The sequence below is a fragment of the Xylophilus ampelinus genome, assembly GCF_003217575.1.
Lineage (GTDB): Bacteria > Pseudomonadota > Gammaproteobacteria > Burkholderiales > Burkholderiaceae_C > Xylophilus > Xylophilus ampelinus.
Map to the genome: position 1 here is coordinate 26430 of NZ_QJTC01000008.1, position 13553 is coordinate 39982.

Here is a 13553-nt window from a genome sequence, read left to right on the forward strand (position 1 = left end):
GTGCTTCATGGGCCCCATGGGCCGGGTCCAGCGCCTGCGCTATGAAGTTGCTCGGGAATCGGCTGCCGCTTACCGGGGCAGATCTGCTGCTCGTGCGGGGTGGGCGGTTCTGCAGGGCAGACTATGTGCGGTAGCAGACGGTCGAATCGGAAAAAGCACAGCATGCTGCGCTTCAATATCGATTTAATAAGCCACATCTCCTAATGCACCATAACGTTGCGCAAGCATCTTCACTGCTTCCTTCCCGCGATCGTCCTGTAAATCGTATCGCGAGTGACACGGCGAACCTGATTGACATCCAGACAGTGTCGGTCGAGGGATACCACAACATCTTTCAAGAAGAAAGCGGTCGAACGGCCCTGGATGCATGGCCGATGCTTTCAGCGCTGTTCATGAAAAATCAGGCGCTTGCGCCCGGTGCGAAAGAGAGCGCGCGACCGACCTGGTCCGGTCAGACCATAGTGGCAGTGACCGGCACCAAGGGCGGAGTCGGCCGGACCAGCTGTGCCGCCAATCTGGCGGTGGCCTTGGCGCGCGCCGGGATCGGGGCGATTGCACTGGACCTCGATCCGCAGAATGCTCTCGGTGCTCACTTCGGATTGGAAGCCGACGGACGAACAGGTGTGGCGCATGCCGCACTCTCTGGCGACAGCTGGCACACCCATCTCCGGCCTGTCGGTCCGCATGCGCCGTTTCCTGCGGGCAGTGCAGAACTCCAGGTGTTGTCCTTCGGGCAACTCGACAATGCGCAGGAGCGGGCCTTCCAGCAACACCTCGGTTCATGCGGAGACTGGGTGCATGCCGGCTTGGCGAGCCTGGATGGATCCCGGGCACGTGTGGTTGTGATCGACCTTCCTGCCCATCCGTCGGACATCATGCGGCAGGTTCTTGCCGAGGCGCATGTAACGATCACGGTGATGCTGGCAGACGCCGCCTCCTGCCTATGCGAGGAACGTGCGCGGGCTGCAGTACCCGACCTCTGCCTCAGGGGCCCCGGTGCCGTGCGGTCCATCTACCTGCTCAACCAGATCGACCACAGCCGTCGTCTTCAGCACGATGTGGCGCGCTTCCTCCAGCAGCGGCTTGCGGGGCATGAGTTGGTCTTCGTGCATCAAGATCAGGCCGTGCCTGAAGCGCTGGCCTGTGGGGCCACGGTCGTGGCGTCCAAACACCAGGCACAGGCCGCGCGCGACTTCACTGATATCGCCGCGAAGTTGGTTTTTTCGATCCAGCCAAATTCGGGAGAATGGGCGTTGCCGGCGATCGACGATGGGGTCCATCGATGACACATCCGCTCATGGCTTCTGCAGGGTGGGGGCCGGCGTTCTGCCGTGCCGTTCTCATCGGTGCGCTGGCAGTCGTGTTCGCCGTCGTAGTGACCACCCCTCTCGATAACAGACAACAAATCGCATTTGCGGCGGTATGTTTCGCAGCCGTGCTCATACTTCGGCGCTACACCGGGGGGTGGGCCACGCTGGCCATGGTGGCGCTGTCGATCATCGCGTCGGCGCGCTACCTCTGGTGGCGCATTACCGACACCTTGGGGTTCGAAACCTGGTTGGACGCTTTTTTCGGAACTGGTTTGGTGGTGGCGGAGATATACGCCCTGATCGTGCTGTTGCTCGGTTACTTCCAGACATCCTGGCCGCTCGTCAGAAAGCCCGCCGCCCTTCCGGCAGATCTGCGTCTGTGGCCGACAGTGGACCTCTTCATTCCGACCTACAACGAGTCGCTCGATGTGGTCCGCCAGACCGTGTTTGCTGCCCGGGGCATGGATTGGCCCGCAGAAAAGCTGCAGATCTGGGTACTCGACGACGGACGGCGTGCTGCTTTCAAAGAGTTCTGTGCTGAGGCGGGTGTCGGCTACTTCGATCGGGACGACAACCTGCATGCCAAGGCCGGAAACATCAATGCCGCCTTGGCACGGACGAAAGGAGAACTCGTCGCAATCTTCGATTGCGATCACATTCCCACCCGTTCCTTCCTGCAGGTCACCACGGGCTGGTTCCTCAAGGATGCCAAGCTGGCGATGGTGCAAACGCCGCATGTATTCTTTTCGCCCGACCCCTTCGAAAAGAATCTCTCCACTTTCCGTCGCACGCCCAACGAGGCCGAACTGTTCTACGGGTTGATCCAGGAAGGCAACGACCTGTGGAATGCGGCATTTTTCTGCGGTTCGTGCGCCGTCCTGCGCCGCACCGCGCTCATGCAGGTGGGAGGCATCGCGGTCGAGACGGTGACAGAAGACGCCCACACAGCGCTCAAACTCAACAGGCAAGGTTTCAACACCGCCTACCTGGCCGTTCCGCAAGCCGCGGGTCTGGCCACGGAGAGCCTCTCGGGGCATATCGGCCAGCGCATCCGCTGGGCGCGTGGCATGGCCCAGATCGCGCGAACCGACAACCCTTTGCTGGGACCGGGCCTGCGGCTGGGGCAGCGGCTGTGCTATCTCAACGCCATGCTGCATTTCTTCTATGGACTGCCGCGGATCATCTTCATGACCGCGCCTTTGGCCTACCTGCTCTTCGGGGCTCATATCTTTCAGGCCACTGCCGTACTCATTCTGTCCTACGCGCTCCCCCACCTCCTGAACGCGACCGTCACCAATTCGCGCATCCAGGGCCAGTACCGCCATTCGTTCTGGAACGAGGTCTATGAATCCGTGCTGGCGTGGTACATCCTGCGGCCCGTGCTGGCCGCGTTCGTCAATCCTCGGTTAGGCAAGTTCAACGTGACCAGCAAGGGTGGTTTGGTACCCGAACCTTATTTCGACTGGGGTATCGCCACACCGTACATCGTATTGATGGCGCTCAACCTGCTGGGCGTCGTCGTCGGTCTTTTCCGCCTCCATGACGCCGACAGTCTGGTGACCGGCACCATTCTGATCAATGTCGCGTGGACCATCTATAACCTCTTCATCGCGAGTGCGAGTGTGGCGGTGGCCAGCGAATCGCGCCAGGTGCGGCACGGTCCCCGTGTTCCCGCACGCATTCCCGCTTCCCTGAAGCTGTCCGACGGGCATGCCCTGCAATGCGAAACCAAAGACTTTTCGCAGTTCGGAATCGGCCTCGAGGTGGACGCCAACGTTCCCGTCGCGCTGGGAGACCGTATGCACCTGGGCCTGTTTCGTGAGCAAGAAGAAAGCGTGTTCCCCGCGACGGTCGTTTTCCGTTCGGGTTCGCAACTTGGCCTTGCCTTCGACACCTTGAACACTGCCCAAAACGTCGAATTGACGCGTTTGACTTTCGGACGGGCGGATGCATGGACCCGTACCTGGACTCATGGACGACGAGACCGGCCGCTCACGTCGATGGTCGAGGTGTTGGGCACCGGCGCACGTGGGTTTGCGCTGCTCTTCACACACGGCCTGCAGAGAGCAGGAAAAACCGTGACAGCCAGTCCTGCCACGCCTCCAGCTGAAATGGGAACGCCATGAACGCGCACGACCGCCGTCCGGCGCGCGGGAGCGTGGCCGCGTGGATGTTGGGAGCCGGCCTCTGCCTGCTTCCTATCTTCGCTGCCACTGCGGATACGGCATCGGTCCCCCACCAGACGCGCCAATACACGCTGCGCGATCTAGGCGCAGCGAAGCCGCTCCGTCTGGAAGGTACGCACGGGTATTTCACCGTGCCTTTTGCGGTGAGGGCCGACGAGGTCGTCGCCCGAGCACGCCTGTACCTGGAGTACACCTGGTCGCCAGCGCTGCTGGAGGACATCTCGCACATCAATGTTCTGGTCAACGACGAGGTGGCAGCATCGCTTCCGCTCCCAAAGGCACAAGCTGGTGCAGTAGTTTTGACAGAGGTCGACATTCCGGCGCACCTCGTGTCCGCGTACAGCCGTCTGGGGCTGGAGCTTGTGGGCCACTACGACCGAGGCTGCGAAGATCCTGCGCATTCGAGTCTATGGGCCTCTGTCAGTAACAGCAGCAGGCTGGAACTGAGCGTCGCACGCGTGGACCAGGCCGACGACTTGAACCTGTTGCCGTTGCCGTTCTTCGACCGACGCGACGCGGGCCAACTGAACTTGCCGGTGGTCTTCGCGCAGCCACCCGATTTCGCCGCCCTCAATGCGGCCGCGACGCTGACATCATGGTTCGGCGCCATGGCGGGCTACCGGGGCGCTCGCTTCGGCAGCCAGGTCGGGAGCCTTCCGCAGGGCAATGCTGTCGTACTGGCCGTGGGCGATCAAGCGTTGGAGCGATTGGGGATCGTGCTGCCTCGGGGGGCGCTCAAAGGCCCGACGATTGTGATGCTGCCCAACCCGGCAGATCCTGCACGCAAACTGTTGGTGGTCAGTGGCCGCGACGATGGCGAACTGCGCCATGCGGCCACCGGGCTGGCCACCGGCTCCCAGCTTCTCAGCGGCTCGACAGCCACTATCGGTACGCTGGCAGCAGTGGGCTCGCGGCGTCCATACGATGCACCCAACTGGCTTCCATCTGACCGGCCTGTCCGGTTCGGGGATCTTGTGGCACCCGACACGCTGGGCGTGGCGGGCGAATCGCCAGACCTCATACGCGTAGCATTTCAGGTGCCGCCCGACCTGTTCGCATGGCGTTCGCAAGGTATTCCAGTTCATTTGCGCTACCGCTATACCCCGCGGCTGCTCGCCGACAGGTCCACCCTCAACATCAACGTGAACCAGCGCTTCATTCAGGCGCTGCCTTTGCAGCACGGCGACACCGGATGGTCGGCGAAGTTGACAGGTCTCCTGCCCTCGGTGGTCGCCTCGGTGGCAGGAGTGCCGACCACCACGGAAACCCAGCGTTTTTTCGTCCCCATGTTCGGGTTGCCCACCCACAATCTTCTGCAGTTTCATTACTACTACGACACGCCCAAGCAAGACTCGTGCAAGCGCGTTGCAGTAGACAACACTCGCGGCAATGTGGATCCGGAATCCACTATCGACATTTCCGGGTTTTCGCATCACATCCGCATGCCGGACTTGGCGGCATTTGCCAATGCCGGATTTCCGTTCACCCGTATGGCCGACCTGTCGGAGAGTGCAGTGGTGTTGCCCCACGACATGACACGCTCCGAACTCGACCTCTACCTGGCGCTGATGGGCCGAATGGGTGCAGCTACCGGATATCCCGCTGTTGGGGTGACGCTGGTGCATGCGGAACAAGTCGCCTTGGTGAAAAGCAAGGATTTGCTGGTCATCGGCACGGGCAACCGCCAGCCGCTGCTAAAACAGTGGGCCGCTGCACTGCCCGTCACAGCCGATGGCACCGCACGCAGTGCGCGCTTCTTCGACTCGGCCCGCCGATGGGCGACGGAGGATCGTCGCCAACGGGCGGATTCGGGAAGAGCGTCCCGCGAGATGTCGTTCACCACCACCGGCGTCGATGGACTGCTTTTGGGCTTCGAGTCGCCACTGGCGACCGGCAGGAGTGTGGTGCTCGTAACCGGAAGTGAAGACAATGGCGCAGCAAAAGTCGTCGATGCTTTGCTGACACCTGCCTTGTTGGGGGATATCCAGGGCAGCAGCGCATTCATTCGCTCCGGGCGCGTCGAAAGCCTTGCCGCGGAGCAGACCTACCACGTAGGTCGGCTGCCGCTCGCCACCCGGGTGCGCTGGTATTTCTCGGAACACCCATTTTCCCTGGCGGCTCTGGCCTTGGCAGGTGCATCGCTGGCAGCAGCCTTGTTGTACTTCGCGCTGCGGCAACGCGCGCGGCGTCGGCTCGAAAATGCCTGAGCACATTCGTAGCCGGCGGTGGATGCTCGCCTCCCTTGTCGGACTGACACTCCACGCGGGCATGGATCGTCCGGCGGCCGCTGTGCGTGTGCAGGCCTGGCCGCTGTGGCAGCAGTTCTACGGGCGATTCGTCGCACCTGATGGCCGGGTGATCGATCGCGGCACCGCCCGCGAACACAGCACTTCCGAAGGGCAGGCGTACGCGATGTTCCTGTCCCTGGTGGCGAACGACCGTTCCGTATTCGACCGCGTATGGACCTGGAGCGTCAACAATTTGGCGGGTGGAGATCTCGGCGCTCGTTTGCCCGCTTGGCAGTGGGGACGTCGGGACGACGGATCCTGGGGCGTGGTGGACTTCAACGCCGCATCGGACGCGGATCTGTGGTTCGCCTATGCATTGCTGGATGCGGGCCGGCGATGGAAGGTGCCGCAGTACCGGGAGGACGCTCGTAAGCTTATGCGACTGATCGTCACTCAGGAAGTCGTTTCCCTGCCGGGATTTGGACGGATGTTGATGCCCGGTCCTGCGGGCTTCGTCAAAAAGGACGATGCATCCACGTCCGCAGAGCGTTGGCGGATCAACCCCAGCTACCTGCCGTTGTCCGTGTTGCAAGCTTTCAGCTTGGAGGATCCCACCGGCCCGTGGAAGGAAATGACGCGCAACATGCTGCGTATGGTGGAGGCCACAACACCGCGCGGCCTTGTCGCGGATTGGGTGACGTACGAGCACGCATCGGGATTCGGTCTCGTGCCTGGCGCGGAGACCGGCAGCTACGACGCCATCCGTGCGTACCTGTGGGCCGGTCTCGCGGCACCGTCCAGGCTCTCTAAAGCTCTCCTGCGCTCGGTAGCCGGAATGGAGCATGCCATCGCGCCGGATGGCCGGCCGCCCGAGTTCGTGGGCATCGGCGACGGGAAAGCGCACGGTACGGGCGCAGCGGGATTTTCAGCTGCCCTGGTGCCGTACCTCCATGCTTTGGGCATGCCGTCCAAGGCGATGGCCCAGCAGACGCGGGCCGAAAGCATGCTTCTGGCCCAGGGCCTGGATACCCGCTATTACGACATGGTGCTTGCGCTGTTCGGCCTGGGCTGGAGCGAGAACCGTTTCCGATTTCTTCCATCCGGGCAGCTTTGGCTCCCATTCGAGCCGGGAGGCACAGCATGACGTTCCATTTTTCTCTCCGCACGGGTTCGCGCCCCTCGGGATTGGTGCTGGGGCTCATCGCCGCTGCTGCCCACGAACTGTGCGGTGCGCAGCAGCCCGCACCCGGGCCGAGGCCCGAGGTGCCGCCTGCACGAGCACTTTCGACCGCGGGCCAGGAAGCCGCGCAATTGTTGCAGCAGCAAGGCCGCCACTGGCAAGCGCGCGGCAACACGACGCTTGCTGCGAATGCGTGGCAGCGGCTGCTTGTGCTTCGGCCCCGCGAACCTGAGGCGTTGTACGGAATGGCATGGGCCGGATTTGCGGGTAATCGCCCGGCGGAAGCCCAAGCATATGTCGCGCGACTCAAGAGCGTTCCCGGCGGCATGGCATTTGTCGAACGTCTTGCCCAGGACAACGCTCTGGCGGACAAAGGACCTGCGCTGCAACATGCTCGTCAACTGGTGCGCGAGGGCAAGGCGGACGAGGCCGTCGCGGCATACCGCACGCTTCTTGCGTCGAACAGGCCGACCGGGCCGGTCGCTGTCGAGTTCTACAACGCGCTGGGCAGCACCCTCGATGGATGGGACGAGGCCCGCGAGGGCTTCGCGCGGCTGGTTGCCGCATTTCCCGCCGACAACAGCCTTGCTCTGGCCTATGCCCAGCACCTGACCTATGCAGACGTAGGGCGTCGGGAAGGCATCAAGCGACTTGCGGCTCTGGCCGAATTGCCCGGTGTGGGCAAGGAAGCGACGGTCTCCTGGCGCAAGGCCCTCGATTGGCTGACGCAGGTACCTTCGGACATGCCGTATCTCCGCGCGTACCTGCAACTGCATCCGGACGATCAGGCGTTGCGCACGACGCTGGAGGAGTTGGCCAAGGCTACGGAGGCTGGCGCCTTCCAGCAGATCGAGCCGGATCCTGTCTTGACAAAGTCCGAACAGGCTTATCGGGCGTTTCAGGCGGGTCGGCTCGAGGCCGCCGGTGCAGGGTTCGAAGAGGTGCTCAGACAGCGGCCCCAGTATGCCCGGGCGCTGGGTGGACTTGGTCTCGTACGGGTGCGGCAGCAACGCTTTGCCGAGGCGGCCCAGTTGCTGGCTCGGGCTCGCGGGTCAGGCAAATCGGGCGAGGGCGCCAACTGGGACAACGCATTGAAGTCCGCGCGTTATTGGGCGCTTTATCAGGAGGCGCAGACGGCGCGTACATCGGGGGATGCGGTCAGCGCACTCGTGCTGTTGACACAGGCACACGCCGTCGATCCGCTGGAGCCGGCAACAGACACAGCCCGTGGCGCGATTCATGCCGGACAAGAAGATTACCGTGAAGCCGCGGCCGATTACCGACGCGCACTTGCCCTCCGCAAGGGCGATCCGGCAGCGCTCCGGGGACTGCTTGGCGTTCTTGTTCAGGATGGACGAATCGAGGACGCGCAAACCTTGATCTCCCAACTCTCCGAAACCGAGAAGGCCGAGATGGGTGATATGGGCGAAATCCGCGCCAAGTTGTCCGCGGCGCAGGGCCGCTCGGCCATGGCTCGTGGGGATGCTTCACAAGCGCTTGCGAACTTCGCGCAGGCGCTCCGCGACAATCCAGGTGATATCTGGACGCGCCTGGCGATCGCCAGATTGCTGCGTGCGGAAGGGCGGCCGAAGGAGGCCGCCTTGTTGATGGAAGGCCAACCTGCCTTGGCCGCGGATGCGCCTCCTGCTGCGCTTGCCGCTGCCAAGTATGCCCAGGCATTGTTCGACGCCGACCTGGGCCGGTGGGAGAGCGTGCGCCAAGGGCTTGAAGATGTCCCGCTCGCAGTGCGTACGCCCGAGATGGCGCCGTTGCTGGCACAGGCTACCGTTCGCTCACGGCTTGATGCGGCCACGCTCGCCGATGCCCGCCTATCTCATTCAGAAGCAACCGCTCTCCGTGCAGCCGCGGCTCGCGCTGCTCTAGGCTCGCCCGAACTGGAGCTGATGGTGGCCATCGCCGTTGTCGAGACAGGTGGGCACAGTGCTGCCGGATATCCCGCCACCTTCTTGCCCGCTATGGACACCCCGGTCGGTATGCAGATTCAATACGCTTCTGTGCTGTTCGCGGCTCAGCAGGACGAACAGGCGGAGCGGGTGCTCGGACGACTGGACGGTCTGGCCCTCAGCGCCTCCCAGCGCGAAGGCGTGGATGCATTGCGCACCGGATCTGCCGTGCGCGCTGCCTATCGGCTGCTCGACGCAAAGGACGTGCCCGGCGCGCATGCTGTGCTCGCCGTTGCCTGGGCCCGGCATCCAGAAAACTCCGCAGTGCTGCTGGCCCAGGCCGCCATCCTCATCCGGTCGGGGCGGCCCGACGATGCGCTTCGGATTTACAATAACGCGTTGATGGACGCGCCGCAGGACACGCGCCTGCTGCTGGGAGCGGCTGAATCGGCCGACGCCGCCGGGAATCCGTCGGCAGCCCAATTCATGGAGCGCGCAGTGGCGTCTGCATCCGACGATCCACGGGTTTTGGCGGCGGCGGGGCGGTACTACCGGCGTACAGGCCGAACCGAACGTGCGGAACAACTTCTGACCGCGGCCATCCTTGTGGATGCCGGCAAGCGTGCGCGCAGCCGCCAGACAGAAGCCGACCCGCTCATCCGAAGCGTTCCGCAATCGGCCATTGACGCACAGCCGCCTCCAGGGCCCGTGATGCGCCGGATGTCGTGGCCCCTGGGGGGCCAGTCGACGGGAATGGAGTCGTCTTTCGCCCCCTTTCTGATGCTGCCTGTCGTGGACACGGAGCCCGGGGTCGAGAATGCGGACCCGGCCGAATCGCTGAACGACCTGCGCTCGGCACCGGTCGCGCCGGCGGGCCGACTGCTGGATCCCTGGGTCCGGCCCGTACCTGCCGCACTTTCGCCTCAAGAGCGACTGGACCTCCAGGCCGAACTCGACACCGTCCGGTTCGAGCGTAGTCCGGTTGTGAGTACCGGGCTGATCGTCCGGTCCCGCCGGGGCGAATCTGGACTTTCACGCCTGACCGACGTACAGACACCGGTGGAGGCCCGGTGGACGCAGGGCGAGGCACGATTGCTTTTGCGCGTCACCCCGACGCGGCTGAACGCAGGACTTCCCGACCCCCTTGCGTCGGGCGACCGCTTCGGTACCGGCGCTTTTGCAGGAACCACGGGTGGGGGATCGCCGGTGCAACAACGCGACGGCGGCATCGGCGCGGCCGTGGGCTACGAGCGTGCCGACATGCAGGCGGACATAGGCACCACGCCGATCGGTTTCAGGCATGTGGACGTCGTCGGGGGCGTCAAGGTGATGCGGACCATCGACCAGGCCTGGTCATGGAGCGGGGAGCTTTCGCGGCGTGCCGTCACCGACAGCGTCCTGTCGTTCGCCAGTGCGCGAGACGGGCGATCCAGCGTGGAATGGGGTGGCGTCACGGCCACGGGGGGCCGGCTTCAAACGGGGTGGGACCAGGGCAGCTGGGGTCTGTACGGTTTCGGGGCTCTGCATACATTGCGTGGCCCCGGGGTCGCGGACAACGCACGCGTCGAGGCGGGGGGGGCGTCTACCGCCATCTCTGGCAGGCAGCCGACAGCCGGCTGACAAGCGGGCTGAACCTTTCGGTATTGGGCTACGACCGCAACCTTCGCTATTTCACCCTGGGGCAGGGCGGCTATTTCAGTCCGCAGCGCTTCTTGTCGGTGGGCATTCCCCTGGACTGGTCAGAACGGAGAGGAAATTTCGCGTGGCGCCTGCGGGGCTCCGCCGGCGTTCAGCGGTTTCACGAAGACGCCTCCCCGTATTTCCCGACAGACGCAGTAAGGCAGGCTGCGGCCCAGTCAGGCTCTGGCGGCACATACCCAGGACAGGCGCGCAGCAGCTTCGCCTACAGCGCTTCGATCGCCATGGAATACCATGTCACACCGCATGTCTTCGTCGGGGCGATGTTGGCGGCTGACAATTCCAGGGACTACCGACAGCGCATCGCAGGTGCCTATATGCGCATCAGCTTCGAGCCATCGCGAGGGCTGGTCGCGTTTCCGGTGGAGCCGGTCCGCTCGCCTTATGGCGGAAGCTAGAGCATGTTATGCACTTCGACGTACCCACCCTTCGGGAAAGCCGGGCAGAGGCCCGGCTGCAGCGGTTGCAGTCCACTTGCCGTATCCATAGCGCGGCGCGTCCTGGGCCTCTCGCCCGGCTCTCGCGGGTACGTCGAAGTGCATAACATGCTCTGACCGACCGGCAGTCGCCGCGACCGCCGCGGCGACTGCTTCACTGCGCCATCTCGTCGCGTGCCCAGAATGCCCGCTTCTCGCGCCCGTCTGCTACCAGGAAAACGCTGTAGCGCTGCCCGGATTCGAGTGTTCCCAGGTCAAGCGGCTTACCCACAACCAACGCGTCGCAGGTGACCTTTACCGAGAGCGGCACGGGATTGATGGGTCGGCGCTGCAAGGTGTTCGGCGCCCCGCCCGTGAACAACGTGGTGTCCTGACCCGCTGCCGACAATCCGGCAGCAGGGCATGCAGGATCCACGTTATAGAACGCGAGGGACGCTTTCAAACCGTTGAAGGTCTTGGGTAGTTCTGCGATGGCCGTCGATACAAGAGTGCCGTCCCCGCGCAGCCATATCACCACCGAAACCAGTTCACCGGCCTGCGCGGCCGGTGCAAGATCAAGACTTTGTTTGCCTTGAACCGCGCGGCCCGCCAACACCAGCTTGGGCTTGATGGGCATGAAGGAGCCGACGGCATTGGCAGTGCCGAGTTGGAGCCGGCCACCGGTCGCGGGCTTCCCGGCGGCGATGATGTCCAAGGGCTTGCCGGTGGCATTGACGAAACGAACGTAGGACGCGTCTTCACCAGGCCCGGATGCATAGAGTTGAGGTCCTGCCGACCAAGCCGTGCAACTTGAGGCTGCAACACATCCTGCCGCGATCCAGCGGACCAGCACGCGCTGCGTGTTCCAGTTCATTCGCGTGCTCATTTGGCTTCCGTTTTCCGCTTGGTCACCACCGGTAGTTTGAGAACCGCCGCGGTGATACCGGTCGCCCATGCGGTGTATCCAGGGCCTGTGAAATGCTGGCCGTCGATCGTGGGCCATTGACCGGGTTGCGACATCGCTAGAGAGTCCACATAGGTGCAAGGTGCGCTGTTCTCGGAGATGAAGGCCCCTACTTGCTTGACCCGGTCGTAGTTCTTTCCGTACTTGCCGCCGGGTTGTCCCCAGCCAGGCCCGATCCAGGCGCACTCGACGCCCGTTTTTGCGATGGCCCCGGTCAGGCGTTTGACTTGCTGCCAAGCCCATGTCGCAGGAAATTCCGGCTGTTTGTAGCCTGCCATGGTGTCGCCCATCACCACCAACACCAGATCTGGCTTGTCTCGTTGAATCAGCTCCGCCACGGCGGTCGTTCGGGCCGCTGGTCCGACCAAGGCTTTGACAGGCGATTTGCCATCGCGCTGGGCTCCTCCGCAGTTGCCGGGCGAACTTATTACCCAATCTGCAGGCTGTATTCCACAAAGGCCGATGGATTTAACTTTGGCCCCCTGCTGCATCAGATCGTCCTGCAGGGTGGTTATCAAATAGCCTGGAGTGGCCAGGTGGCTGTCTCCTATGACCAGGATGGTGAGGCCGAGCAGTGCTGAACCAATTGCCATGTGGATTCTTTCAAAAAATCAGATTGCCAGGATGCGATGGTAAATATGCGTACATGTATTTCAATATCTCTTGCCATCACTTTGAACTGGATTTTTTATTCTGTCTGTACGGTAGCGCACACGGTCAAGACAATAGCGAAATTTCCGCATTAATTGGAAGATCCGATGCCGGCCCATTTTCTATAAATAGAATGTGTACAGATTTCCCAACGCGCGCAACGCGACGCCACGCCGTGCTATCCAGATCATGGACCTGCAGCGCGGAAATGCAGTGCCTCAGTCGGCGTCGCGCAGCTCTTGCGGAATGCCGGTGGGTGCTTCGGCGGCATCTTCCACGTTCGAGACGAAGCCGCCTGCCGGATGGGCCCAGTGCCAGAGGCGCAGCGCCGCCTCGTCCACGCCCTGCTTCTTGAGCGCCGAGAACAGCTGCACCTCGCCGCCGCCGGCGTTGAGCCTGGCGATCTGCAGCGCCTTGGTGCCTTCCACCCGGGTGAGCTTGTCGGCCTTGGTGAGCAGCACCAGGAATTTCAGGCCCTCGGCCACGCGGGGGCGGATGACGTCGAGCAGAATCTCGTCGAGTTCGGTCAGACCGTGGCGCGGGTCGCAGAGCAGCACCACGCCGGTGAGGTTCTCGCGGGTGACCAGGTAGTTGGCCATCACCCGCTGCCAGCGCACCTTGTCGGCCTTGGGCACGGCCGCGTAGCCGTAGCCGGGCAAGTCGGCCAGTACCGCGTCGTGTACGCCCTGCTTGCCTAGGCCAAACAGGTTGATGTGCTGGGTGCGGCCCGGTTTCTTGGAGGCGAAGGCCAGCTGTTTCTGCTGGGTGAGGGTGTTGATGCAGGTCGACTTGCCGGCGTTGGAGCGGCCGACGAAGGCGATCTCCGGCAGGTGCAGCGGCGGCAGGTGGTGGAGCTGGGCGGCGGTGGTCAGGAAGCGTGCGGTGTGCATCCAGCCCATGGCGGTCTTGCCGTCTGCAACAGGGGTCGGAACCGCGGCGGCGGGGGCGCTGTCGCCAGGGGAAACAGGGGGGGTATCGGTCATGGCACGGGGTACGGAGCAGGGATTACCCCGGGA

Annotated in this window: 7 protein-coding genes and 1 pseudogene; 5 read left to right on the forward strand and 3 right to left on the reverse strand. The window is 63.5% G+C overall.

What is annotated here, in order from left to right; all coding sequences use genetic code 11:
• Window positions 1-203 precede the first annotated feature (203 nt).
• From bcsQ to DFQ15_RS07005, 5 genes and pseudogenes are all read left to right on the forward strand, one after another.
• Window positions 204-1286: a cellulose biosynthesis protein BcsQ gene (bcsQ, locus tag DFQ15_RS06985; protein WP_110465290.1), complete on the forward strand. Its 1083-nt coding sequence runs from the start codon at window positions 204-206 to the stop codon at window positions 1284-1286.
• A gap of 11 nt (window positions 1287-1297) precedes the next feature.
• The gene (bcsA, locus tag DFQ15_RS06990) at window positions 1298-3436 is read left to right on the forward strand and encodes a UDP-forming cellulose synthase catalytic subunit (protein WP_233504325.1); all 2139 of its coding nucleotides are present in this window, start codon (window positions 1298-1300) and stop codon (window positions 3434-3436) included.
• Window positions 3433-5703: a cellulose biosynthesis cyclic di-GMP-binding regulatory protein BcsB gene (gene bcsB, locus DFQ15_RS06995; protein ID WP_110465292.1), complete on the forward strand. Its 2271-nt coding sequence runs from the start codon at window positions 3433-3435 to the stop codon at window positions 5701-5703. The genes bcsA and bcsB overlap by 4 nt, the downstream gene beginning before the upstream one ends.
• A gap of 22 nt (window positions 5704-5725) precedes the next feature.
• Window positions 5726-6868, forward strand: coding sequence for a cellulose synthase complex periplasmic endoglucanase BcsZ (gene bcsZ, locus DFQ15_RS07000; protein ID WP_233504326.1), 1143 nt, complete (start codon window positions 5726-5728; stop codon window positions 6866-6868).
• A pseudogene (locus tag DFQ15_RS07005) lies at window positions 6865-10904 on the forward strand (cellulose synthase subunit BcsC-related outer membrane protein). The gene bcsZ and the pseudogene DFQ15_RS07005 overlap by 4 nt, the downstream one beginning before the upstream one ends.
• Before the next feature lie 193 nt (window positions 10905-11097).
• Here DFQ15_RS07005 and DFQ15_RS07015 read toward each other — a convergent pair.
• The 3 genes from DFQ15_RS07015 to yihA form a co-directional block, all read right to left on the reverse strand.
• Window positions 11098-11808: a cell division protein FtsQ gene (locus DFQ15_RS07015; RefSeq protein ID WP_146228671.1), complete on the reverse strand. Its 711-nt coding sequence runs from the start codon at window positions 11806-11808 to the stop codon at window positions 11098-11100.
• The gene (locus DFQ15_RS07020; RefSeq protein ID WP_110465297.1) at window positions 11805-12479 is read right to left on the reverse strand and encodes an SGNH/GDSL hydrolase family protein; all 675 of its coding nucleotides are present in this window, start codon (window positions 12477-12479) and stop codon (window positions 11805-11807) included. The genes DFQ15_RS07015 and DFQ15_RS07020 overlap by 4 nt, the downstream gene beginning before the upstream one ends.
• Window positions 12480-12755: 276 nt before the next feature.
• On the reverse strand, window positions 12756-13520 hold the full coding sequence (gene yihA, locus DFQ15_RS07025; protein WP_110465298.1) for a ribosome biogenesis GTP-binding protein YihA/YsxC: 765 nt from the start codon (window positions 13518-13520) through the stop codon (window positions 12756-12758).
• Between the last annotated feature and the right edge of the window lie 33 nt (window positions 13521-13553).